Origin of the sequence: Nocardioides secundeburneus, from assembly GCF_039939255.1 — a bacterium.
In the GTDB taxonomy this organism is placed as follows: domain Bacteria; phylum Actinomycetota; class Actinomycetes; order Propionibacteriales; family Nocardioidaceae; genus Nocardioides.
The window spans coordinates 235,564-257,340 of sequence record NZ_JBDUUE010000006.1 but is presented as its reverse complement, the minus strand read 5'-3'; the positions used below and the strand labels follow the sequence as shown (position 1 = coordinate 257,340).

20 protein-coding genes and 2 riboswitches are annotated in these 21,777 nt (G+C 74.1%); of the genes, 13 read left to right on the top strand and 7 right to left on the bottom strand.

Features of this window, described 5'->3' with window-relative positions:
• Nucleotides 1-34: 34 nt before the first annotated feature.
• Nucleotides 35-173, bottom strand: a riboswitch (cobalamin riboswitch).
• 13 nt (nucleotides 174-186) lie between these two features.
• Together cbiE and ABFT23_RS17535 are read left to right on the top strand one after the other, a co-directional pair.
• Nucleotides 187-1,410, top strand: a complete 1,224-nt coding sequence (cbiE, locus tag ABFT23_RS17540) for a precorrin-6y C5,15-methyltransferase (decarboxylating) subunit CbiE (RefSeq protein WP_347897492.1) — start codon at nucleotides 187-189, stop codon at nucleotides 1,408-1,410.
• Entirely contained in the window at nucleotides 1,407-2,153 is a 747-nt protein-coding gene (locus tag ABFT23_RS17535; protein WP_347897490.1) for a cobalt-precorrin-4/precorrin-4 C(11)-methyltransferase, read from the top strand. Before cbiE ends, ABFT23_RS17535 begins: the two co-directional genes overlap by 4 nt.
• Before the next feature lie 12 nt (nucleotides 2,154-2,165).
• Here the strand turns inward: ABFT23_RS17535 and cobJ are convergent, their stop codons facing one another.
• The 4 genes from cobJ to ABFT23_RS17515 form a co-directional block, all read right to left on the bottom strand.
• The gene (gene cobJ, locus ABFT23_RS17530; protein WP_347897489.1) at nucleotides 2,166-3,650 is read right to left on the bottom strand and encodes a precorrin-3B C(17)-methyltransferase; all 1,485 of its coding nucleotides are present in this window, start codon (nucleotides 3,648-3,650) and stop codon (nucleotides 2,166-2,168) included.
• A complete protein-coding gene (locus ABFT23_RS17525; RefSeq protein ID WP_347897487.1) occupies nucleotides 3,647-4,315 on the bottom strand; it encodes a precorrin-8X methylmutase in 669 nt (222 codons plus the stop codon). The genes cobJ and ABFT23_RS17525 overlap by 4 nt, the downstream gene beginning before the upstream one ends.
• Complete coding sequence (locus tag ABFT23_RS17520) at nucleotides 4,312-5,085, bottom strand: nitrite reductase (RefSeq protein ID WP_347897485.1); 774 nt, start codon at nucleotides 5,083-5,085, stop codon at nucleotides 4,312-4,314. Before ABFT23_RS17520 ends, ABFT23_RS17525 begins: the two co-directional genes overlap by 4 nt.
• 112 nt (nucleotides 5,086-5,197) lie before the next feature.
• Nucleotides 5,198-5,339: riboswitch (cobalamin riboswitch) on the bottom strand.
• Nucleotides 5,340-5,374: 35 nt separating this feature from the next.
• Nucleotides 5,375-5,995: a (2Fe-2S)-binding protein gene (locus ABFT23_RS17515; protein WP_347897483.1), complete on the bottom strand. Its 621-nt coding sequence runs from the start codon at nucleotides 5,993-5,995 to the stop codon at nucleotides 5,375-5,377.
• Nucleotides 5,996-6,172: 177 nt separating this feature from the next.
• Here ABFT23_RS17515 and ABFT23_RS17510 point away from each other — a divergent pair, with 177 nt between their 5' ends.
• From ABFT23_RS17510 to ABFT23_RS17460, 11 genes are all read left to right on the top strand, one after another.
• A complete protein-coding gene (locus ABFT23_RS17510; RefSeq protein WP_347897481.1) occupies nucleotides 6,173-8,089 on the top strand; it encodes a DUF1800 domain-containing protein in 1,917 nt (638 codons plus the stop codon).
• Nucleotides 8,090-8,098: 9 nt separating this feature from the next.
• Nucleotides 8,099-9,376 carry a DUF1501 domain-containing protein gene (locus ABFT23_RS17505; RefSeq protein WP_347897479.1) on the top strand — a complete coding sequence of 426 codons (1,278 nt, stop codon included), beginning with the start codon at nucleotides 8,099-8,101 and terminating at the stop codon, nucleotides 9,374-9,376.
• Nucleotides 9,377-9,519: 143 nt separating this feature from the next.
• Nucleotides 9,520-12,042, top strand: a complete 2,523-nt coding sequence (locus ABFT23_RS17500) for an Ig-like domain-containing protein (protein ID WP_347897477.1) — start codon at nucleotides 9,520-9,522, stop codon at nucleotides 12,040-12,042.
• Nucleotides 12,043-12,165: 123 nt separating this feature from the next.
• Entirely contained in the window at nucleotides 12,166-14,853 is a 2,688-nt protein-coding gene (locus ABFT23_RS17495; protein ID WP_347897475.1) for a glycosyl hydrolase, read from the top strand.
• Nucleotides 14,854-14,946: 93 nt separating this feature from the next.
• A complete protein-coding gene (locus ABFT23_RS17490) occupies nucleotides 14,947-15,570 on the top strand; it encodes a hypothetical protein (RefSeq protein WP_347897474.1) in 624 nt (207 codons plus the stop codon).
• Nucleotides 15,571-15,587: 17 nt separating this feature from the next.
• Nucleotides 15,588-16,022 (top strand): cupin domain-containing protein, encoded by a 435-nt coding sequence (locus tag ABFT23_RS17485; RefSeq protein ID WP_347897472.1) that lies wholly within the window; start codon nucleotides 15,588-15,590, stop codon nucleotides 16,020-16,022.
• A 12-nt stretch (nucleotides 16,023-16,034) separates the two neighbouring features.
• Nucleotides 16,035-16,346, top strand: coding sequence for a hypothetical protein (locus tag ABFT23_RS17480; RefSeq protein ID WP_347897470.1), 312 nt, complete (start codon nucleotides 16,035-16,037; stop codon nucleotides 16,344-16,346).
• A gap of 81 nt (nucleotides 16,347-16,427) precedes the next feature.
• Nucleotides 16,428-17,321: a MerR family transcriptional regulator gene (locus ABFT23_RS17475; RefSeq protein WP_347897469.1), complete on the top strand. Its 894-nt coding sequence runs from the start codon at nucleotides 16,428-16,430 to the stop codon at nucleotides 17,319-17,321.
• A 35-nt stretch (nucleotides 17,322-17,356) separates the two neighbouring features.
• Nucleotides 17,357-17,737 (top strand): nuclear transport factor 2 family protein, encoded by a 381-nt coding sequence (locus ABFT23_RS17470; protein ID WP_347897468.1) that lies wholly within the window; start codon nucleotides 17,357-17,359, stop codon nucleotides 17,735-17,737.
• 65 nt (nucleotides 17,738-17,802) lie between these two features.
• Nucleotides 17,803-18,675: an FkbM family methyltransferase gene (locus ABFT23_RS17465; protein WP_347897466.1), complete on the top strand. Its 873-nt coding sequence runs from the start codon at nucleotides 17,803-17,805 to the stop codon at nucleotides 18,673-18,675.
• 119 nt (nucleotides 18,676-18,794) lie between these two features.
• Nucleotides 18,795-19,151: a hypothetical protein gene (locus tag ABFT23_RS17460; protein WP_347897464.1), complete on the top strand. Its 357-nt coding sequence runs from the start codon at nucleotides 18,795-18,797 to the stop codon at nucleotides 19,149-19,151.
• Nucleotides 19,152-19,237: 86 nt separating this feature from the next.
• Here ABFT23_RS17460 and ABFT23_RS17455 read toward each other — a convergent pair whose 3' ends face one another.
• From ABFT23_RS17455 to ABFT23_RS17445, 3 genes are read right to left on the bottom strand one after another with little or no spacing between them, the layout of a single operon-like run.
• Nucleotides 19,238-19,657 (bottom strand): cupin domain-containing protein, encoded by a 420-nt coding sequence (locus ABFT23_RS17455; RefSeq protein ID WP_347897463.1) that lies wholly within the window; start codon nucleotides 19,655-19,657, stop codon nucleotides 19,238-19,240.
• Between the two features lie 29 nt (nucleotides 19,658-19,686).
• Nucleotides 19,687-20,508 (bottom strand): phosphoenolpyruvate hydrolase family protein, encoded by an 822-nt coding sequence (locus ABFT23_RS17450; protein ID WP_347897461.1) that lies wholly within the window; start codon nucleotides 20,506-20,508, stop codon nucleotides 19,687-19,689.
• Nucleotides 20,505-21,737 (bottom strand): Tm-1-like ATP-binding domain-containing protein, encoded by a 1,233-nt coding sequence (locus ABFT23_RS17445; protein WP_347897459.1) that lies wholly within the window; start codon nucleotides 21,735-21,737, stop codon nucleotides 20,505-20,507. The genes ABFT23_RS17450 and ABFT23_RS17445 overlap by 4 nt, the downstream gene beginning before the upstream one ends.
• Nucleotides 21,738-21,777 lie beyond the last annotated feature (40 nt).

The window sequence follows — 21,777 nt, the reverse complement described above, 5'->3', positions numbered from 1 at the left end:
CCGGCACGTGAGGCTCCCGCTCGTGTGGCCAGTGGATGGGGCGCGTCGCGAGGCCGGTCTTCGGACTTCCAGCCCTCGATCGCTCGAGGCGTGGTCACCGCAGCGGGCCTGTGCCGGACTTGCACCGGCTTCCCAGATTCTCCCCGTAGGGCACCTCGCGACGTCCGCACGATAGCGTCGGCGCCCGTGCCCGAGCCGTCCGCCCCCACCGCCGCGCGGCGGGTGACCGTGGTGGGCATCGGCGCCGACGGGTGGGCCGGGCTCACCGAGGCCGCCCGGTCCGTGGTGCTCGACGCACCGGTCGTCGTCGGGTCGAGACGGCAGCTGGCCCTGCTGCCCGACGTCGAGGGCCAGGAACGCCGTGCGTGGCCGAGCCCGTTCTCGCTCGACCCCGTCGACGGCGACCGGTCGACCGTGGTGCTCGCCTCCGGCGACCCCTTCGTCTCGGGCGTGGCGACCAGTCTGCTGCCGCGGCACGGCGAGGTGCTGGACGTCGTGCCGGCGGTCTCCTCGATCGCCCTGGCCCGGGCGCGCATGCTCTGGCCGGCCGAGACGGTCGGCGTCGTCAGCACCGTCGGGCGCAGCCTGCAGCCGCTGGTGCGCGAGCTCGCCCCCGGACGCCGGCTGCTGGTGCTCACCAGCGGCCCCGGCACACCAGCCGACCTCGCCGCTCTGCTCGTCGCGCACGGCTACGGCGCCAGCACGCTCACGGTGCTCGGCGACCTCGGCGCGGCGACCGAGTCACGCATCGACGCCACCGCCGCCACCTGGGACGCCGGGTCGCACGACGTGCCGCCGCTGCACGTCGTCGCGATCGTCTGCGACGGCCCGGCGTCCGGCTCGTGGGTCGCCGGCCTGCCCGACGACGCCTACGAGCACGACGGCCAGCTCACCAAGCGAGACCTGCGCGCCGCGGCCCTCGCCCGCCTCGCGCCCCAGCCCGGCCAGCGCCTGTGGGACCTCGGCGCCGGCGCCGGCTCCGTCGGCATCGAGTGGCTGCGCGCCCACCCGACCTGCCACGCCGACGCCGTCGAGCGCGACCCGGCCCGCGCCGACCGGATCGCCCGCAACGCCGACGCGCTCGGCGTCCCGCGGCTCGACGTGCACCGCGGCGACGCCCTCGACGTCGCCGCCCGGCTGCCCGGCCCGCACGCGGTCTTCGTCGGCGGGGGAGCGACGGCGCCCGGGCTCCTCGACCTGTGCCGCGACCGCCTGCGCCCCGGCGGGCGGCTCGTCGTCCACGGCGTCACGCTCGAGACCGAGCAGGTGCTGGCCGGTGCCTACGCCGAGCACGGTGGCGAGCTGACCCGGCACGCCGTCGAGACCGCCGCGCCCATCGGCACGTTCACCGGCTGGACCCCGGCGCGTGCCGTCACCCAGTGGTCCTGGACCAAGGAGCATCGATCGTGACCGTGCACTTCGTCGGGGCCGGCCCCGGCGCCGCCGACCTCCTCACGCTGCGCGCCGCGCGGCTGGTCTCCGAGGCCGACGTGGTGCTCTTCCCGGGCACCTACCTCGAGGACGGCGTGCTCGAGCACTGCCGCGACGGCGCGGTGCTCGTCGACACCCAGGACCTCGACCTCGACGGCATCGTCGCCACGATCGTGGAGGCCCACGCCGAGGGGCAGGGCGTCGTCCGGCTGACGTCGGGCGACCCGTCAGTCTACTCGGCGCTGACCGAGCAGACCCGCCGCCTCGACGACGCCGGCGTGCCGTGGGACGTCGTCCCCGGGGTCGCGGCCTACGCCGCCGCGGCCGCCGTCGTCGGGCGCGAGCTCACCGTGCCGCTGGTGGCTCAGTCGGTCGTGATCACCCGCCCGCAGGCCCGCTCGACCGAGATGCCGGCGGGGGAGTCGCTCGAGGCCTTCGCCCGCACCGGCGCCACGCTCGCGCTGCACCTCGGCATCACGCGCACCCGCGAGCTCATGACCGACCTCGCGCCGCACTACGGCGACGGGTGCCCGGTCGTCGTCGTCCACCGGGCCTCGCAGCCGGGTGAGCAGGTGCTGGTCGGCACCGTCAACGACATCGCCGACCAGGTCGAGGAGGCCGGGCTGCGCCAGGCCGCGGTCATCCTCGTGGGGCCGGCGCTCGGTCGGGGCGGCGGCGACTCGTGGCTCTACTCGGCCACCCGCGACCGGCAGCCTCGCTGATCGACGACGGGATCAGCGACGGGTCGCGCGGCTGGTCCAGACGCGACCGGACGGGCTGGTCCTCGTCCCCGACGAGCCGATGATCAGCAGGCACTTCATGTCGACGGCGGCCGCGTCGAGGTCGGCGAGGGTGGTGACGGTGATCGACTCCTCGGCGCGGCCGACGTCGCGGCCGACGATCACCGGGCGGTCGGCGGGCAGCTCCTCGAGCAGGATCTTCTGGGCCTCGACGACCTGCTCGGTGCGCGAGCGCGAGGCCGGGTTGTAGATCGCGAGCACCAGGTCGGCGGTCGCGATCGAGCGCAGGCGCTGCTCGATGACCTCCCACGGCTTGAGCCGGTCGGAGAGGCTGACGACGGCGAAGTCGCCGCCGATCGGGGCGCCGGCGCGGGCCGCCACCGCCTGCACCGCGCTGAGGCCGGGCAGCACGCGCACGTCGACGTCGGGGAACTCGTCGGCCACCTCGAACACCGCGGCCGCCATGCCGAACACGCCGGCGTCGCCGCCGGAGACGACCGCCACCCGCTCGCCGGCCCGCGCGAGCCGCAGCGCGTCACGGGCGCGGTCGACCTCGACCGTGTTGCCCGAGGCGTGCCGGGTCAGGCCGGGGCGCTGGGGCACCCGTTTGACGTAGGGCGCGTAGCCGACGACGTGGTCGACCTCGGCGAGCGCCTGGGCGACCTCGGGCGTCAGCCAGCCGTCGGGACCGGGGCCGAGGCCGACGACGAGCAGCTCCGCGGCGGTGGGCGCGTCGGCCGGCTCGACCACGGCGGCACGCGGCCCCGTGTCGCCCGGCACCACGATCAGCGAGAAGTACGGCACCGTGTCGGGGTCGACGTCGGCGACCGGCAGCCACCGCTCGCCGGGGGCCGAGGCCCTCTCGACGTACAGCGCGCCGTCGAGGCGGCCCGCGGCCTCGATCGCCCGGCGCACGGCCGGGAAGGTGCGACCCAGCTTCATGATGATCGCGCCGTCGGTGTCGGCGAGCCGACGGGCGAGCTCGGGCTCGGGCAGGGTGCCGGGCAGCACGGTGAGCACGTCGGTCTGGCGCACCAGCGGGGAGGCGACCGCGGCGGTGGCGGCCGCGAACGCGGGGACGCCGGGCACCACCTCGGTCGGGAAGCGCTCGGCCAGCCGGTCGTGCATGTACATCGCCGAGCCGTAGAACATCGGGTCGCCCTCGGCCAGCAGGACGACGTCGCGGCCGGCCTCGAGGTGCGCGGCCAACCGTGCCGCCGAGGTCTCGTAGAACTCCGCCATCGCGCCGGCGTAGCCGCCCGGGTGGTCGGTGGTGCCGGTGGTCACCGGGTAGCGCAGCTCCTCCTCGACGACGCCGGCGGGGATGAGGTCGGCGGCGATGCGTCGCGCGTGGGAGGTCGTGCGCGTGCCGGCGTGGTAGGCGACGACGTCGGCGGCACCGATGAGACGCGCGGCCTTGAGGGTGATCAGCTCCGGGTCGCCGGGCCCGATGCCGACGCAGGTCAGCCGGCCGCTCATGCCTCGCTCACCGAGGCCAGGGCGTTGACCGCCGACGACGTCATGGCCGAGCCGCCGCGGCGTCCGCGCACGGTGACGAACGGGACGTCGACGCCGTGGGTGTCGGCGAGCGCGGCCAGCGCCTCCTTCGACTCCGCGGCGCCGATGAACCCCACGGGGCAGCCGATGATCGCGGCCGGTCGCGGGGCGCCGTCGACCAGCATCTCCATCAGGTGGAACAGCGCGGTGGGCGCGTTGCCGATGGCGACGACCGCCCCCTCGAGGTGGGGCTCCCACAGCGAGACCGCGGCCGCGCTGCGGGTCGTGGCCCACTGCTGCGCCAGTGCCGGCACCCGCTCGTCGTTGAGGAAGCACATGACCTCGTTGCCGGCCGGCAGCCGTCCGGCGGTGATGCCGACGGCGACCATGCGGGCGTCGGTGATCACCGGCGCGCCAGCGGCCAGGGCGGCGCGGCCGGCCTCGCCGAGGCGCGGGTGGACGACGAGGTCGCGCACCAGGTCGACCTGGCCGCTGCCGTGGATCATCCGGACGGCGACCTGCTCGGCCCCGGCCGGGATGCTGCTGAGGTCGGCCTCGGCCCGGATGGTGGCGAACGAGTCGGCGTAGATCGCCGGGCCGGTGGCGACGTAGTCGAAGCGGCGCGTCGGTGGCGTCGGTGAGGTCACGGGAGCAGGTCCGTCCTGATCAGGGAGTGCCAGGGCGTGACCAGGACCGGCCCGCCCGTCGAGGTCGCGAGCGCGACGTGGTCGGGGGAGAGCACGCCGTCCGGAGCCGTGAGGACGGCGTCGCCGGCGGCGGGCCCGGTGCGCGGGCTCGTGCGCGGGTCGGGCTCGCGCACCGCGGCGAGCGGCGTCGCGAGCTCGTCGACGTGCCAGGGCGCGTCGACGCCGTCGCCACGGACGTCGAGGAAGCGGTGCGCGAGGCCGAGCAGGGCCTGCGGCGCGTCGGCGAGCGGGACGACGTCGCCCCACCCGGCCCCGAGCCGCAGCTGGGCGGTGGCGTCGTCGAGGGCCATCAGCCCGAGGTCGGTCGGCCGTCCGACGACGTCACCGCGACCGTCGTCCAGGGTGACCAGGAAGCGTCCGGGCAGACCGGCCGCGCGGGGGTCGGCGAGCACGAGCGCGTCGAGCGCGGCCACGACGGGGCGCAGGTCGGCGCGCCCGCCGACCCGGCCGGTGAGCGGGGACACGACGACGTTGCGGGCCTGGTCGTGCGCCCGGCTGGGCAGCAGGCCCAGCGCCTCCACGGCGCGCAGGAACGGCTCGCCGTGCTCGACCCCGCGCAGCTGCAGGTTGGCGCGCGAGGTGAGGTGGAGGTCGCCGTCGCCGAAGGTGGCGGCGACCTCGGCGAGACCGTCGAGCGTCGCGGCGGCCAGCTCGCCGCCGGGCACGCGGAGCCGGACCAGTGCGCCGTCGTCGGCCGGCCACGGGCGCACGACGCCGGGGCAACGGTCTCGTCTGGTGCGGGGCACAGGGCTCCTGGGAGGTCTGCGGCCTCCACGCGTCGGCCGGTCACGACCTCGCGGCGGTCGGCCGCAAGGGCCAGCAGGTCTTCGGACTCGGGATCGCACCGACCGTGGACGCCTTCCCAGGTCTTGCGACCCAGTGGCTGCTGCTCCCACTCGGAGCCAGCCGTCCTGCCGATCACCCTCACCGCTGCGCGTCAGTCCCGGAGTCGCACCGGATTCCCGCGCTGGCGGCCCGACGATAGCAATCCGGCCCCTCTCACGGTCGTGCGGGCACGACGTCGAACACGCAGTCGCCGCACAGGCCGGCGTTCGAGGCGAGGTAGAACAGGCAGCAGGTACGCCGGCGCGCCGTGCCGTCGGGGCGCACGTCGAGCTCGCCGGCGAAGCCCGGCCCGGCCAGCAGGCGGTCGACGACCGGTCGCGCCCGGGGCAGGTGGTGCACCCGGGGGACGGCGTGCAGGCTCGCGGCGGCGTTGCCCCACAGCAGCCGCGGCGCGAGGGGGACGGCGTCGACCAGTGGCTCGAGCACGCTGCGCACCGCGGCGTCGAGGTCGTCGTCGGTCGCGTCGGTTCGGCCCCGCGGCTCGTGGACGCCGAGCGTGACCGCGCCGTCGTCGTGCCGGGCGACGAGGCAGCCGGGGTCGACCAGGACGCCGTCGGCGGCGTAGGGCACGACGCTCACCGACCAGAAGCGCGACGCCACGCCCATCACGACGGCCGACCAGCCGACGCGGGCCGGGGCGTCGCCCAGGCGGCGGCACACGGCCCGGGCGAGGTCGGCGAGGTCGAGGTCGACCAGCGGCACGTAGCGCTCGTCGGGCTCGAGGTCAGGCTCCCAGACCAGGATCCGGCGCAGCGCTCGGGTCGGGTCGGTCATGGCGTCCGTCACGCTACCCATCAGCCGTCCGTCGGCGGCGGTGGCCCCACCCGGGTGGTCATGCATGTCCGATCGGACATTTGTGTCCCAGGGGTGTTGGAGGCCCGGCCGGAGGGTGGCCAGGATGGGGGCTCCCCCACGCCTCCCCCGGAGGCCTCCATCCCCCCTGGAGAACCGGTGATCGACGCACCCCCCACGCCGACGGCCCCTGCGCCGACCGCTGTTCCTGCCGACCGCCCGACCGAGGAGTCGGCACGCCGCCGGTTCCTCACGCGCGGCCTCGTGGCGGGCATCGCCGCCCTCGCCGTGTCGTCGGGCGTCGACGGTGGCGGGGCCGACGCCGCCACGGCGGACCGGAAGGCGAGCGCCCGGCGGCGCCACGCCAAGCGGTGCCGGCACTGGCACCGCTGCGCCAAGCACCAGGGCCACACCTGCCGGCGGCTGCACCGGTGCAAGCACCGCTTCCACCGGGCCGCCCCCAGCACGCCCAGCACCCCCAACACCCCGAGCACGCCCAGCACCCCGACGACGCCGGCACCCCCCACGCCGACGACGCCGACTCCCGAGACGCCCACGACGCCGGCACCCCCCACGCCGACGACCCCGACCACCCCGACGACCCCGACCACCCCGACGACGCCCGAGCCCGACCCTGCGTTCGCGTCGTCGCCGATCCCGACCGCGGCCTCGCTGCACCTGGGCAACCGCTTCACCTACGCCATGACTCCCGCGCTGCACGCCCAGATGCGCGCGGCCGGCAGCCCCGAGGCCTGGCTCGCCCGCCAGCTCGAGCCGGCCGCCGTCGCCGACACCGCGGCCGACGCCTTCGAGTCGTGGTGGCCCTCGGTCAACCTCGACGCCGCGACCTTGTGGAAGCGCAACCAGGACGAGGTCGAGGGCGGCTGGCAGGCCATGGAGAACTACTCGCGCTGGTGCCTGCTGCGCCGCATCTACTCCCAGCGCCAGGTGCTCGAGGTGATGACCGAGTTCTGGGAGAACCACCTGCACGTGCCGGTCTACGACGACGGCGTGTTCACCTACCGCGCCGCCTACGGCAAGATGCTCCGCTCCCACGCGCTCGGCCGGTTCGACGAGATGCTCGTCGCCGCCATCACCCACCCGGCCATGGGCATCTCGCTCGACAACGCGACGTCGACCAAGCGGGCCCCCAACGAGAACCTCGGCCGCGAGCTGCTCGAGCTGCACACCGTCGGCCGCGGCAACCACAGCGAGGACGACGTCAAGAACTCCGCGCGCATCCTCACCGGCTACAAGGTCGACATGTGGCGGACCTGGGCGGCCTCCTACAACGCCGCCGACCACTGGACCGGCGAGGTCACGGTGCTCGACTTCACCCACGCCAACACCGCGCCCGACGGGCGGGCCGTCACCACCGCCTACCTGACCTACCTGGCCCACCACCCCAAGACGGCCGAGCGGATCGCCCGCAAGCTCGCCAAGCGCTTCGTCTCCGACACGCCGTCCGCGGCGCTGGTGAGCCACCTGGCGCAGGTGTACCTGACCAGCGAGACGGCCATCAAGCCGGTGCTGCGCGCCCTCGTCGCGCACCCGGACTTCAAGGCGTCGGCGGGCCAGAAGGTCCGCACGCCCACCGACGACGTGGTCGCCACCCACCGCGTGCTGCAGACCAGGATCGACCGGCCCACCTGGCACGGCTCGGCGGCCAACGTGATCCTCTGGCAGACCACCAACCTCGGCCACTCGCCCTTCCAGTGGGGCCGGCCCGACGGGCCTCCCGAGGACAACCGGTCGTGGTCGGGCGCGTCACGCCTGCTCGCCTCGTTCGAGATGCACTACGGCATGGCCGGCACGTGGTGGCCGCAGGAGCAGATGGCCTACCGGCCCTTCGAGTCGTGGCTCCCGACGTCCGGCATGCGGTTCGACGCCTTCGTCGACCACCTGTGCACCCAGCTGCTCGGCAAGCACGCCCCGACCCGCCTGGTGCAGGCCGCGTGCACCGCCACCGGCACCGGTGCCGGTGAGGCGATCACGCCCGCGCACGCCGTCATCCGCTGGAAGATGCCGATGCTCCTCACCACCCTGCTCGACACCCCCGACCACCTGCAGCGCTGACGAGGAACCATGACGACCGAGACCGCGAAGACCCAGACGCCCGAGCCCTGCTGCACCGACTACCGCACGTCGCGCCGCAGCTTCCTCCGTGGCTCCGCGGTGCTCGGCGGGGCTGCCACGGTCACCGCGGCCTACGGCACCGCTATGACCCAGACGGCCTACGCGGCCGGGTCGGCGCAGCAGGTGCTCGTCGTGCTGTCGATGCGCGGCGCGGCCGACGGGCTCAGCCTCGTCGTCCCGCACTCCGACCCGGTCTACTACCAGGCCCGGCCGGGCATCGCCGTCCAGTCGGACCGGCTGCTGGTCAAGAACGGCACGTTCGGCCTGCACCCCTCGCTCGCGCCGCTGCTGCCGATGTGGAACGCCGGCAAGATGGCCAGCATCCACGCCACCGGCCTGCCGGTCGCGAACCGCTCGCACTTCTCGGCGATGGAGGAGGTCGAGGACGCCGACCCGACGTCCGACGCCCGCGTCGGTTGGCTCAACCGCCTCGTCGGCCGCGACGGCACCGGCTCGCCGATCGAGGCCGTGCAGATGGGCGGGGGAGTGCCCAGCGCCGCCGTCTGCGGTCCGCAGCCGGTGCTCGTCACCGGGGGCGTCGACAGCGTTCAGCTCGCCGGCGGCACCGGCACCTCGGAGGTGCCCCGCCGCAACGCCATCAGCCAGGCGTGGGGCTCGGGCGCCAACGACGACCTCGCCCAGGGCATGCGGTCGGCGATGGACGTCGTGGCCGACTTCGCACCGGTGCGGGCGACGTCGGAGACGCCGTCGAACGGGGCCGTGTACCCGCGCGGTGACCTGGGCAGTGCCCTGCAGGCCACGGCCCGCACGATCCGCGCCGACGTCGGCGCCGAGATCATCACCGTCGACCACGGCTCGTGGGACCACCACACCTGGATCGGCACCACCGAGGACGGCCACCTCAAGCGCCTCGCCGACGAGTTCGCCCTCGCCGTGGCCGCGTTCTTCAAGGACATCGGCACGCTCGCCTCGAAGGTGACCCTCGTGACGATCAGCGAGTTCGGCCGACGCGTCGTCGAGAACGCCAACCAGGGTCTCGACCACGGCCACGGCAACGTGATGTTCGCCCTCGGCGCCGGCGTCAAGGGCGGGTACTACGGCACCATGCCGACGCTGACCAAGACCACCGACGCCGACGTGCTGGTGACGACCGACTACCGCGACGTGCTCAACGAGGTGATCACGACCCGCATGGGCGCCTCGACCGCCCAGATCTTCCCGGGCTTCACCGCCGCCCGGGCCAAGGGGTTCATGACCTCGCTCTAGGTGCTCGTGACACCGGCGGTCGTCTGCGTCACATCCGCCGTCCGTTCACCGATTTGCGGGACGCCGTACCGCGGAGCCCACTACGGTCGTGCGTCCGCCCCGAGCCCGGGCGGGTCCACGTCTCGGCTCGAGGGAGCTCCCGCATGCCCACCCACCGTCGTCTGACCGCCGCGCTCGTCGCCGCGTGCCTCGGCTGGTCCCTGCTCGTCGTCGGTCTCGTCACCGCCACCGCCCCGGCGGCCCGCGCGGCCGAGCCGCACGACCCGGCGACCTACTACGCCGGCACCGACGGGCTGACGGCACAGCCGCTCATCGACCGGCTGCGAGTGATCGTGAGCGGCAACACGGCGCTGTCCTACAGTGCCTTGTGGACGGCCCTGCCGAAGACCGATCCGGACCCCCAGGGCCGACCGGCCTACCTGCGCGACTTCTACTCGGGCGCGCCGATCCTCGTCTCCGCCCAGTGCGGCGGCTCGTGCCCGGCCACCAGCTGGAACCGTGAGCACACCTGGGCCCAGAGCCACGGCGAGTTCGGCACGAGCGCCGGGCCCGGCACCGACCTGCACCACATGCGCCCGTCCTTCCCCCGGTCGAACAGCTCGCGCGGCAACAAGGACTTCGACAACGGCGGCACGCTCGGCGTGCCCGAGTGCGCCGCGTGCCGCAGCGACGGCGACTCCTTCGAGCCGCCCGACGCCGTCAAGGGCGACCTGGCCCGCGGCCTCATGTACATGGCCGTGCGCTACCCGGGCTTCCAGCTCAACGACGTGACCTGCAACGGCTCCGGCGCGCCCAACCACGGCAAGCTCTCGACCCTCGTCGCCTGGGCCCAGGCCGACCCGCCCGACGCGTGGGAGCGCGCCCGCAACGACCTCATCGACGGCACCTACCAGGGCAACCGCAACCCGTTCATCGACCGGCCCGACTTCGTGAACCGCATCTGGGGCACGGGTGTCGGTCAGGGCCGGGCCTGCGGCTCGTCGTCCGGGGGAGTGCCGCCGTCCGGACCGGTCGGCACCGAGAACCGGCCGCCGACGACGTCGCCGATGACCCTGACCACGCCCGAGGACACCAGCCGCGCGATCCCGCTCGTCGCCTCCGACCCCGACGGCGACCTGCTGACCTGGACGATCAGCGCGACGCCCGCCCACGGCACCGCCGGCATCGCCGGCACGACGTTGACCTACGTGCCGGCGCCGGACTTCCACGGCTCCGACGTCGTCGGCGTCCAGGTCTCCGACGGACGCGGCCGAACGGCGTCGACCACCGTGACCGTCACCGTGACGCCGGTCAACGACCCCCCGGTGGCCGCCGACGTGAGGACGGCGACCGCGCGCGACGCCGGCGTCGACGTCCGGCTCCTCGGTGCCGACGTCGACGGCGACGTGCTCACCTACGCCGTCGTCACCCCTCCCGCGCACGGCTCCGCGGTCGTCACGGGCGACGTCGCGCGGTACACGCCGGCACCCGGCTACACCGGACCCGATTCGTTCAGCTACGTCGCGCGCGACCCCGCAGGCGCGACGTCGGCGCCGGCCACCGTCTCGATCACCGTGACGGCGACCCAGCGCCCGCCGGTGGCGACCGCCGTCCGGGCCCGCACGCCGGAGGACCTCGCGGTCACGATGACGTTGACCGCCACCGACGCCGACGGCGACGACCTGACCTACGCCGTCGTCGCGCAGCCCGACCACGGCGACGTGGCCCTCGAGGGCACCCGGGCGACCTACACGCCCGACCCCGACTTCCACGGCTCCGACGCGTTCACCTGGTCGGTCAGCGACGGCACCACCACGGTGCAGTCCCTCGCGTCCATCACCGTGACCCCGGTCAACGACCGCCCCATCGCCACGCCGGTCACCGTGACGACGCCCGAGGACGCGTCGGTCACCTTCACGCTGCCCGCGACCGACGTCGACGGGGACGTGCTCACCTACGCCGTCGCAGGCACGCCACGCAACGGCACGGCGGTGATCGACGGCCCCACGGCGACCTTCACGCCGGACAGCCGACGTGACGGCAGCTTCAACTGGACCGTCTCCGACGGCACCGCGATCGTCAGCTCGACCGCCACGATCACGGTGACGCCCGTCGACCACCCGCCGGTCACCACCTCGGTGACGACGTCGACGCCGCGCACCGTCCGCGGCACCCCGACGACGACGACGATCCGCGCCGCGGCCGTCGACGGCCGGGTGCCGACCGGGCGGGTCACGCTCGTGACCGTCGGCCGCACCCTCGGGGCTGCGGTCCTCCGAGCCGACGGCACCGCCGTCGTCGCCTGGACGCCGACCCGCGCCGGCGCGACGGCGCTCGCCGCCTCGTACAGCGGCGACGGCGTCTACGCGCCGGCGGTCTCCGCGGTGGCGTCCACGGCCGTGGCCCGGTCGACGTCCCGGCTCACGCTCTCGGCGGGCGCGCTCCGTCGCGGGCGTCCCGGCGTCGTCAGGGTCGCGGTCACGACCGTGTCCGGGGTCCCGGCGACGGGCCGGCTCACCGTCAGGGTCGCCGGCAAGGCCCGCACCGTCGTGCTGGTCCGGGGCGTCGCGCGGGTCCAGGTGTCGAGGCTGCCGCGCGCCGCTCGCCTGCAGGTGACCGCTCGCTACGCGGGCGACGCGCAGTACGCGTCTGGCTCGGCAGCTCGCGCCCTGCGGATCCGGAGGTAGCCGCGCCGGATCCGTTGTGTCGTAGGTCACAGCACCGCTAGGCTTCCCGCACTTCTGACGATCGTCAGACCGAAGTTGGTCGACGATCGCCCGAAGCCGTCTTCGGGATCCCCAGGAGGAGCCATGGCCGTCCCTCGGCGACGTCGCCGCACCTGCACGGCCCTGGTTGCCGCGCTGGCCCTCGGGCCGGCGCTGGTGAGCGGCTCGTCCGCAGCGACCCCGGTCGCGGTCCCGGTGCCCGTCGCGACGCGCGGTGCGGCCGACGTGCTGCCCGTGGTCCCGACCCGGGTCCCGGTGCCACCGCGCGTCGCGCCCGGGGTCGCCCCGCCGACGAACTCGTGGATCAGCGGCGCGGTCTACGCCGGCGCGGCGGCCGGCGCGATCGACCCGCCCACCTGGGTCGGCGGCGGTCTCGCGTTCCGCTCGCACGACACCGGGTTCGGCGTCGCGCTGCCCGAGGTGCGGGGCTACAGCGACTACGCGCTCCTGCAGTCGTGGGAGGACGGGCAGGCCGTCCGCTTCACCCCGCCCGGCGCCACCACCTACCGGCTCACGCGGTGGGACGACCTGTCCGCCGACCTCACCTGGTACGCCGGCCAGACCGCGATCGGCACGCTGCGGGCGGTCGAGGGGTGGCCCTACGTGGTGTACACCGCCGCGACCGGCCAGTCGGTCGCGGTCGACCGGGCCCTGACGTCGTCCGGTGATCGCCACACGTGGCGGGCGGGCACCGGCCAGGAGCTCTCGGTCGTCACCCCGGGCACGGTCGGGGGCGGCAGGATCGCGCTCGACGCCGGCGAGACCGTGCACGTCTTCGGCACCCCGCAGGGGGCCAGCGCCGCCGACGTCGCGGCGCTGGTCGCCGGAGCGGTGCCCGTGACCGCCACCCGTACCCGGCACGAGGTCAGCGGCGGGCTCGCGCGCGCCACCTTCGAGCTGCAGACCGGCGGACGACCGACCGTGCTCACCCAGCTGCCCCACCAGGACTACGGCCTCCCCACGCTCGACGGCCACTGGGAGAACGCCACCGGCCCGGCCCGCGGCGCGGTCGGCACGTCGTTCACCACCACCGCGAAGGCCTACGACGTCGCCAGCCGGCTCGACCTGTCCCGTCTCGACGACGCGCAGCTCGAGCTGCTGCGCGAGCAGGTCGTCGCCGACGTCGACAGCGTCCTGACGTTCCCTGCCGACACCTACTTCGGCGGCAAGGCGCTCTACCGCGCCGCCAACCTCTACCTGCTCGCCGGTCAGCTCGGCCTGCCCGACGAGGCGTCACGCATCGCCGCGGAGATGACCGACGAGCTCGACGTCTGGCTCGACGCCGACCGCTGCGCGACCGAGCGCCGCGACCGCTGCTTCTCCTACGACGTCGTCACCCGCACCGTCGTCCCCGACGGCGACGCCTTCGGGGTCTCGTCGTCGATCAACGACCACCACTTCCACTACGGCTACTTCCTCTACGCCGTCGGCGTCCTCGCGCGCGACGAGCCCGCCCTGGTCGACCGCTACCGCGTGATGGCCGACGTGCTGGCCGACGACATCGCCGGCCTCGAGACCACCGGCTCGACCATCCAGCGCCGCGCCTTCGACGACTGGCGCGGCCACTCGTGGGCCAACGGCATCGGCGGCGGCATGGACGGCAACGACCAGGAGTCGACGTCCGAGGCGATGAACGCCTGGGCCGGCCTGTCGTTGTGGAGCCAGGTCAGCGGCAACGCAGCGCAGGACGAGCACGCGCGCTGGATGCTGGCCTTCGAGGCGGCGACCGCGCGGGCGTACTGGTGGAACCCCTACCGGGCCGACTCCCTGAAGGCCCCGATCGTCTCCATGGTCTTCCAGGGCAAGTCGACCTACGAGACGTGGTTCTCGCCCGACGCCAGCGCCAAGTCGGCGATCATCGTCATCCCGATGGGTCCGAGCCAGCTGGCGTTCCTGTCGAGCCTGGGGGAGCAGCGCATTCGCGCGGTGACCGAGCCGCTGTTCGCCGTCGACTACGACAACCGGCCGCTCATCGACTGGAACGCGGCGCTGCTCGGCCTGGCCGACCCTGAGCGGGCCCTCGCCATCGCCCGGGGACTGCCGAAGGTCGACGACGGCAACACCCGTAGCTACCTCTACGCCGTCATCATGGCCGGCGCCGCCGAGCTGCCCGAGCCGCCCGAGCCGCCCGAGCCGCCCGAGCCGCCCGAGCCGCCGGTGGTGTCGCCGTCCGCCACCCGGCTGCGGCTCGTCGCCCCCGCCGGCCCGGCCGACGCGGTCGTGCCGCTCGGCCTGGCGCTCGAGACCGTCGACGGCGCACCGGTGCCCGGCGCGCGTCTCGTCGTCGAGCGGATGCGCGACGGCGCCTGGACGCCGGCCGGGGCGGCCGTCACCGACGCGAGCGGCCGCGCCACCGTGCGACCGGTGCGCGCCCGCACCGCGCGCCACAACGACTTCCGGGCGCGGTGGGACGGCGCCGCGGGGTTCACCGCGAGCGCGAGTCCGACGGTCCGCAGCGCCCTGGTGCGCCGCGCATCGGTGCTCAGCGTGCGCGGCCCGTCGAGGGCCCGGGCGGGCCAGCGCGTCGCACTGCGCCTGGCCTGGCGGACGACGTCGGGGCCGCCGGTCGCCGGCGTCGTGCGGGTGCAGCGCTCGACCGACGGCCGCTCCTGGACGCCGGCCGCCACCGTGCGTGCCGATCGGCTCGGCCGGGGCGTCGTCCGGGTGCGGGTCCCACGCACCGGCGCCCGCTGGCGGCTGGTCGCGCCGAGCACCGAGTGGACGACCGGTGCGCGGAGCGCCGTCCACCGGGTGCGGACGGCGCTCGGCTGAGACCTCGGGGATGCTCACACCTCGGTGACAGGGTCGCCACAGGACGGCGCGCGAGGGTGACTGCACCCGTCACCGACCCGAGTGGAGCACCCCATGAACACGTCGACCACCGCCCGCATCGGCATCGCCGGAGCCGTCGCCGGTCTCGGCCTCGCGGCCGCGGGCATGGCCGTCACGCACGCCGAGACCACCGACCCGCCCGCAGCGTCGTCCAGTGCCGGTGACCGCCCGGGCCCCGGCGGCCCCGGCGGCCCCGGTGGCCCGCGCGGCGAGCACGGTGGCCCGGGAATGGAGGCCGCCGCGATCGCCGAGTCGCTCGGCCTCGAGGAGGACGTCGTCGAGCAGGCTCTGCAGGAGGTGCGCGACGCGCTGCGCCCCGAGCCGCCCGAGCCGGACGGCGAGCGCCCGGCGCCGCCGTCCGAGGCCGAGCGCAGTCAGCAGGAGGCCGCCTTCGTGACCGCGCTCGCCGAGAAGCTCGGCGTCACCGAGGACCAGGTCACCACCGCCCTCGAGGCGGCCCGCGAGCAGGCCGACGCCGACCGCGAGGAGCGTCGCGCCGAGGACCGGGGGGCGCTGGCCGAGCGCCTCGACGCCGCCGTCGCCGACGGCACCCTCACCGAGGCCGACAAGACCTCGGTGCTCAAGGCCTACGACGCCGACCTGATCGGCCACGACGGCCCCGGCGGCCCGGGCGCCCACGGACGACCGGGATCCTGACCCCTACGGTGGACGGCGTGAGTCACGACGCCTTCCACCCCGACCTGCACCCGCACCTGCCGCTGCGCCACGTGGCGGCCGGCGACCTCGACGCCGGCACCGCGCAGACCCCGGGCATGCGGCGACTCGCCGCGGTCAGCGCGGCCGTCGGCTCCGAGGGCCTGTGGATGGGCCAGACCCACGTGGGTCCGCAGATGCAGTCGGGCGACCACCACCACGGCGAGGCCGAGACGGCGATCTACGTCGTCAGCGGCCACCCCGAGTTCGTCTTCCTCGACGAGCAGACCGGCGAGGAGGTCCGTCTGCGGCCCGAGCCGGGCGACTACGTGTTCGTCCCGCCGTGGACCCCGCACCGTGAGGAGAACAACCACCCCGACGTCGAGGCGGTCGTCGTCATCGCCCGCAACACGCAGGAGGCCATCGTGGTCAACCTGCCGTCGTTGCGCGGCTGAGGGGCGGCCCGCATGGTGGCGAGCCGCTCGGCCCGGCAGCGGAAGGCAGCGACGGAGGCCGGCCCGCTGGCGCGCGTGCGCATCGACGTCGGCGCCGACCACTCGTTCGTCTACAAGATCGGCTGCACGACCTGCTCCAGCAAGGACGGACGCCCCTGGGCGACGTACCGCCCGGGCGAGAACAACGGCTACCTGGCTGCGATGGACCGCTGGATCCTGCACGTGCACGGCAAGCACCCTGGTGACCAGCCGCCCTGCATGGCTTACCTGCCCGAGGCCCAGGGTCGGCTGCAGGAGCGGCGCGACCGTCGCGAGAGGACCTGACGCCGGAACGCTCTCTTGCAGGTACCGCAACGTCATGTGGTCTGCTCGTCAGACGTCATGCACCACTACGAGAGGCCTGTCTTGCCCCCGTTCCCGGTCCCGCCCCGTCACGTCCTCATCGGCGACGCAGCGGCGTTCGTCGGCGTCACTCCCCGCACCATCCGCCACTACCACCAGGTCGGTCTGCTCCCCGAGAGCGAGCGGGGCGGCGACGGCCGACGCCGCTACGGCTACGCCGAGATCATCCGGCTCCTCTGGATCCGCCGGATGGCCGACGCCGGGATCGCCCTCGACGACATCCGCGACGCGTTCGCCGGAGCCGCACCGGACGCTGCCGTCGGGGAGGACGAGGTCGCCGCCGTCCTGCCACGACTGGAGGAATCCTTGGCCGCCCAGGAGGCCGAGCTGCAGAAGAGGCTCGCCTCGGTGCAGCGCATGCGGGCGCTCGGCAGTCGGCAGGGCCTGCTCGACGACCTCGTGTCGAGCCGACTCCAGGGCGCGCCCGAGGGGTCGCTGCGCCAGAAGGACCTCGACGCCCTCCTCGTCACCGAGCGGATCTTCGGTCCGCTCGGCGCCGTCGTCCAGGCCGGTCACTTCCTGGCCCTGGCTCTCGACCCCGAGCTGCGAGCCGAGTCCGACCGCCTCGACGCCGCCGAGGAGGCGCTCGACGACACGGTTGCCGTCGACGACCCCCGCGTGGCGCAGGTCGCGGCCGAGCGGCACGCCTTCGAGGCCAGGCTGATGCGGGTCATCGCGGAGTCCGGACAGCTCGAGGAGGACGGCGCGACCTTCGACGCCTGGGACGATCGGCCTCTGCCCGAGGACACCGCCACGGCGCCCGGCCAGGCGGACACCTCGCGCGCCAGGTCTGCTGCGGAGATCATCCGGAGCATGCCCTACGACTTCTCCCCGGCCCGGCTCCGCTCCATGGAGCTGGCGGTCGAACTCGGGGCGTCGGCCGCGCCCTTGCCCTGACCGACCGTCCACGGCCGATCCGGCACCATCGGGAGATGACGTGGGAGACGAGCCCGGGCTCCGAGGCCATCGTGATGGGGCTCGAGCGAGAGCTCCAGACGCCGGAGTGCCGTGCCGACGAGAGCCGGCTGCGGGAGCTCCTCGCCCCCGGCTTCGTGGAGATCGGGGCGTCGGGTCGTCGCTGGGACCTCGCCGGCACCCTGGCCATGCTGCGCGAGGAGACCGCCGCCGGCGACCTCGGCGTGATCGAGGTCGCCGACCTGACGGCCCGGATGCTGGCCCCGGGCGTCGTCCAGGTCTTCTGGGAGTCCGAGCGATCGGGACGACGAGCGCGCCGCACGTCGATCTGGTGCGAGCGTGCCGGTCGGTGGCAGCAGACCTACCACCAGGGAACGCTGGTGCCGCCGGGCGCGTGACGCGCGCGTCAGCACGCACGGACGGGCACCGGGACCCGGCGTGGGCGTGTGACAGGCTGGAGGGGATGAGCCTGACTGCAGCCGACTTCTGCGCCGCCGCCAACGGACAGACGTCCGCCTTGAGCTTCGACTACCGCGAAGGCGATGAGGCGCACTCCCTCGCCCTCGCCGGACGGGCTCCGATCACCTTCCCCCGAGATGCCGGAGGGCGGGTCCGGGGCGGATCGGCATCGTGGGTCGAGGCCACCCATCGCGACGGCGCCATCCACGAGCCCGGACTCGTGGGAGCGCTGCTCGCCCTCGACGAGCTCGACCTGCAGCCCCGCACGGTGTTGGACATCGGATCGCTCTACGGGTATGTCTCCTTGCTGGCCCGGTCGATCTTCGACGACGCCGAGGTGCACGCGTTCGAGGCCAACCCCCGCTCGTACCGAGCCCTGCGACGCAACGTCGAGGCCAACCGATCGATCTTCGGCGACTCGGTCGAGGCCCACCTGTGCGCGCTGTCCGACGTCTCCCAGCGAGATGTCGAGGTCGTGGCCCACCTGATGCGGATCGAGACCGAGCCCGGCGCGGCCGACGCGAACCGGCGTCGGGACCACATCGACGTGTGGACGCTCGACGACTTCTGCGCCGAACGCTCGCTGGCGCCCGACCTGGTCAAGATCGACGTCGAGGGCTACCAGGCCAAGATCATCCCGGGCAGCATGGCGGTCATCGAGCGGCACCGGCCCGTCATCCTCCTCGAGTTCGACGGCCGGGGAGCCGCCAACGACTTCGGTGTCACGAACCGCGACGTCATCCGACCTCTCGTCGACCTCGGCTACCACATCGTCTGGGGCCGCCACCGCTCCGCCGGACGCCCCTTCACCCAGCTCGACTGGCACGACCTCGGCGACGAGCACGAGCTGAACTCCCTGGCCGTGCTCCTGCCCTGACCGGTCCCCGCCCGCTCGCTCGTGCCGGGGTGACGTCCACCGCACGGACCGTGGGTTTGGACGTGGCCGGAGCGGGAAGATCCGCATCGCCACTCCACCCCCTACCCCAGGAGCAACCTGTGTCCCTGCGTCGTACGGCCGCTGCCGTCGTCCTCTCCCTCTCCCTCGTCGGCACGGGTGCCGTCACCTCCTCCGGCCCGGCGTCCGCGGCCGCGCCGTCCGACCGCGCAGCCGGCAAGGGCTGCGTCTCGAAGGCCGAGTACCGCAAGATCAAGAAGGGCATGACGATCGCGAAGGTCAAGCGCATCACCGGCACCAACGGCAAACAGGTCAGCAAGACGGCGCTGCCCGGTGGCAAGTTCGTCGTCGGACGCGCCTACAAGGTCTGCACCTCCAAGAAGGGCGGCGTCGGCATCGCCTTCACCAACCAGACGGGCCCGTACAAGGTGGCCTCGAAGGCCGCCGCGTGGCGCTGACCGCGCAGGCCTGATCGGTTACCGGGCGCGAGCCCGGCAACGGCTCTGACGCCGGACGACGGTCCGGCGTCAGGCGCCGTCGATGCTCATCGGCCCGGGTCGTTCGGGCTCCACACCGGGGCGTCGCCGGCAGGAAGCTCGGTGAAGTCGGGCAGCTCCCGCAGCGCCTGCTCCTCGCCGCCGGGTGTGTAGGTGGCGAGAAGGCGCAATGCCTTCCAGCCGGTGTTGAACGTCGAGTGCAGCGTGCCCCGGGGCACCCAGATGGTGTCGCCGGCGACGACGTCGAACTCGGGTCCGTCGCCCACGGTCTGACGGCCGGTCCCCTCGATGACGTAGAGGACCTCGTCGGCGTCCGGGTGCTCGTGGCGGTCGTGCCCCTTCGTGGGGTTGATGACGACCTCGCCGAACGACGAGGTGGCCCCCGGGACGGTGCCGGGGGACACGAACCACTTGATCGATCCCCACTCGAGGACCATCGTCGTCAGGTCGTGTGGTTTCCTGTGCATCACGCGTCCTTCGCAGGGGTGGCGGTCGGTTAGACCGGGAGGCTCTTGAACTGCCGCAGCTGGTCGGCGATCGCCCGTTCGGTGGGCAGGCGTTCCATCGACGAGGCGCCGAAGAACCCGACCACCCCGCTCGTGCGCTCGAGGACGGTGCGCACGTCGTCCGGCTCGGCGATCGGACCGCCGTGGCACAGCACGATGACGTCCGGGTTGACCGCGTGGGCGGCGTCGCACATCGCCTGCACGCGGTCGACCGCCTCGTCGAGGGTGATGGCCGTGGCCGCGCCGATCGAGCCCTTGGTGGTCAGGCCCATGTGGGGCACCAGGACGTCGGCACCGGCCTCGGTCATCGCCGTGGCCTGCTCGACGTCGAAGACGTAGGGCGCGGTCAGCAGGTCGCGCTCGGAGGCCAGCCGGATCATCTCGACCTCCAGGTCGAACCCCATCCCGGTCTCCTCCAGGTTGGCCCGGAACACCCCGTCGATCAGCCCCACCGTCGGGAAGTTCTGGACGCCGGTGAACCCGGTCCGGGCGATGTCGTCGAGGAACTGCGGCATCAGGCGGAACGGGTCGGTGCCGCAGACGCCGGCGAGGACCGGCGTCCGCTCGACGACCGGCAGCACCTCGGCCGCCATCTCCATCACGATCGCGTTGGCGTCGCCGTAGGGCATCATCCCGGCCAGCGAGCCGCGCCCGGCCATCCGGAACCGGCCGGAGTTGTAGATGATGATCAGGTCGGCGCCGCCCATCTCGGCCGACTTCGCCGACAGGCCGGTCCCGGCGCCGGCTCCCACGACGGGCAGGTCCTGCGCGACCTGGCTCTTCAGGGCCGCGAGCGCCTCGGTGCGGTTCATGGGTTGTCTCCTTCGATGAGCGTGTGCAGTCGCTGCGCCATGGCGACGGCGAACTGGGGGTCGTTGATGTTCTCGTCGCGGACGACCACCTCGATGCCGGACCCGGCGAGCGCGTCCTGGAGCGCCACGACCGCGGCGTGGTCGGCCTCCTGGTCCCAGAACGGGCCGCCGTCGGCGTCGATGACCGACGTCCCGCCGGCCGGGACGAAGACGACGGTGGGCCCGGTGCTGCGCGCGACCCGTTCGCCGATGGTGGCGCCGATGGAGCGGGCCTCGTCGGCCGTCGTCCGCATGAGGGTGACGCTGTCGTTGTGCACCAGCAGCGTGCGGTCGCCGAACTCGTCGGGCACCGTGGCACGCGGCCCGAAGTTCACCATGTCGACGGCGCCCAGGCTGACGACCTGGGGCACGCCGAGCTCGGCGGCCCCGGTGAGGCGCCCGGGACCGGCCGAGAGCACGCCGCCCACGACCTCGTCGGCGATCTCGGTCGTCGTCAGGTCGAGCACACCGGCGAAGAAGCCGCTGCGGACCAGCGACTCCATGGCGCGGCCGCCCGACCCGGTCGCGTGGAAGACGATGACGTCGTAGCCGGACGCCTCGAGCTCGGCCTTCGCGGTCTCGACGGCCGGGGTGGTGACCCCGAACATGGTGGCGGCCACGAGGGGGCGGTCGACGCCGTCGGCGGTGGTCGCCCGCGCCGCGGCGTAGGAGCGGGCCATCGCGCCGATCGCGACCGCGGCGTTGCGCAGGATCTCGCGCGAGATCACGTTGAGGCCGGCGAGGTCGACCACGCTGTGCATCAGGGTCAGGTCGGTCTCACCGACGTAGGCCGAGACGTCGCCGCTGGCCATCGTCGACACCAGCAGCTTCGGCATGCCGACCGGGAGGACCCGCACGACCTCGGCGACGACCGACGACCCGCCACTGCCGCCGAGTCCGAGGACGCCCTCGACCTCGCCCCCGTCGACGAGGTCGGCGGTGAGGGCTGCCGCACCTCGGGCCATGGCCCGCAGCGCGGCGCCGCGGTCGCCCGCGGACCGCAGGGCGTCGAGCTGCTGACCGGCCGCGGCGGCGACGGCAGAGGCGTCGAGGTCGGCCGCGACGGGGCTGTCTCCGAGCACGCCGACGTCCATCACCAGGACGTCGGAACCGTCACGGCGCAGACGGTCGCGGACGAACGCGGCCTCGGCCCCCTTCGTGTCGAGGGTGGCGACGACGAGCACTGCCACGGTCGATGTCCTCCCGTCGACGGCGCGACTTGCCCGCGCC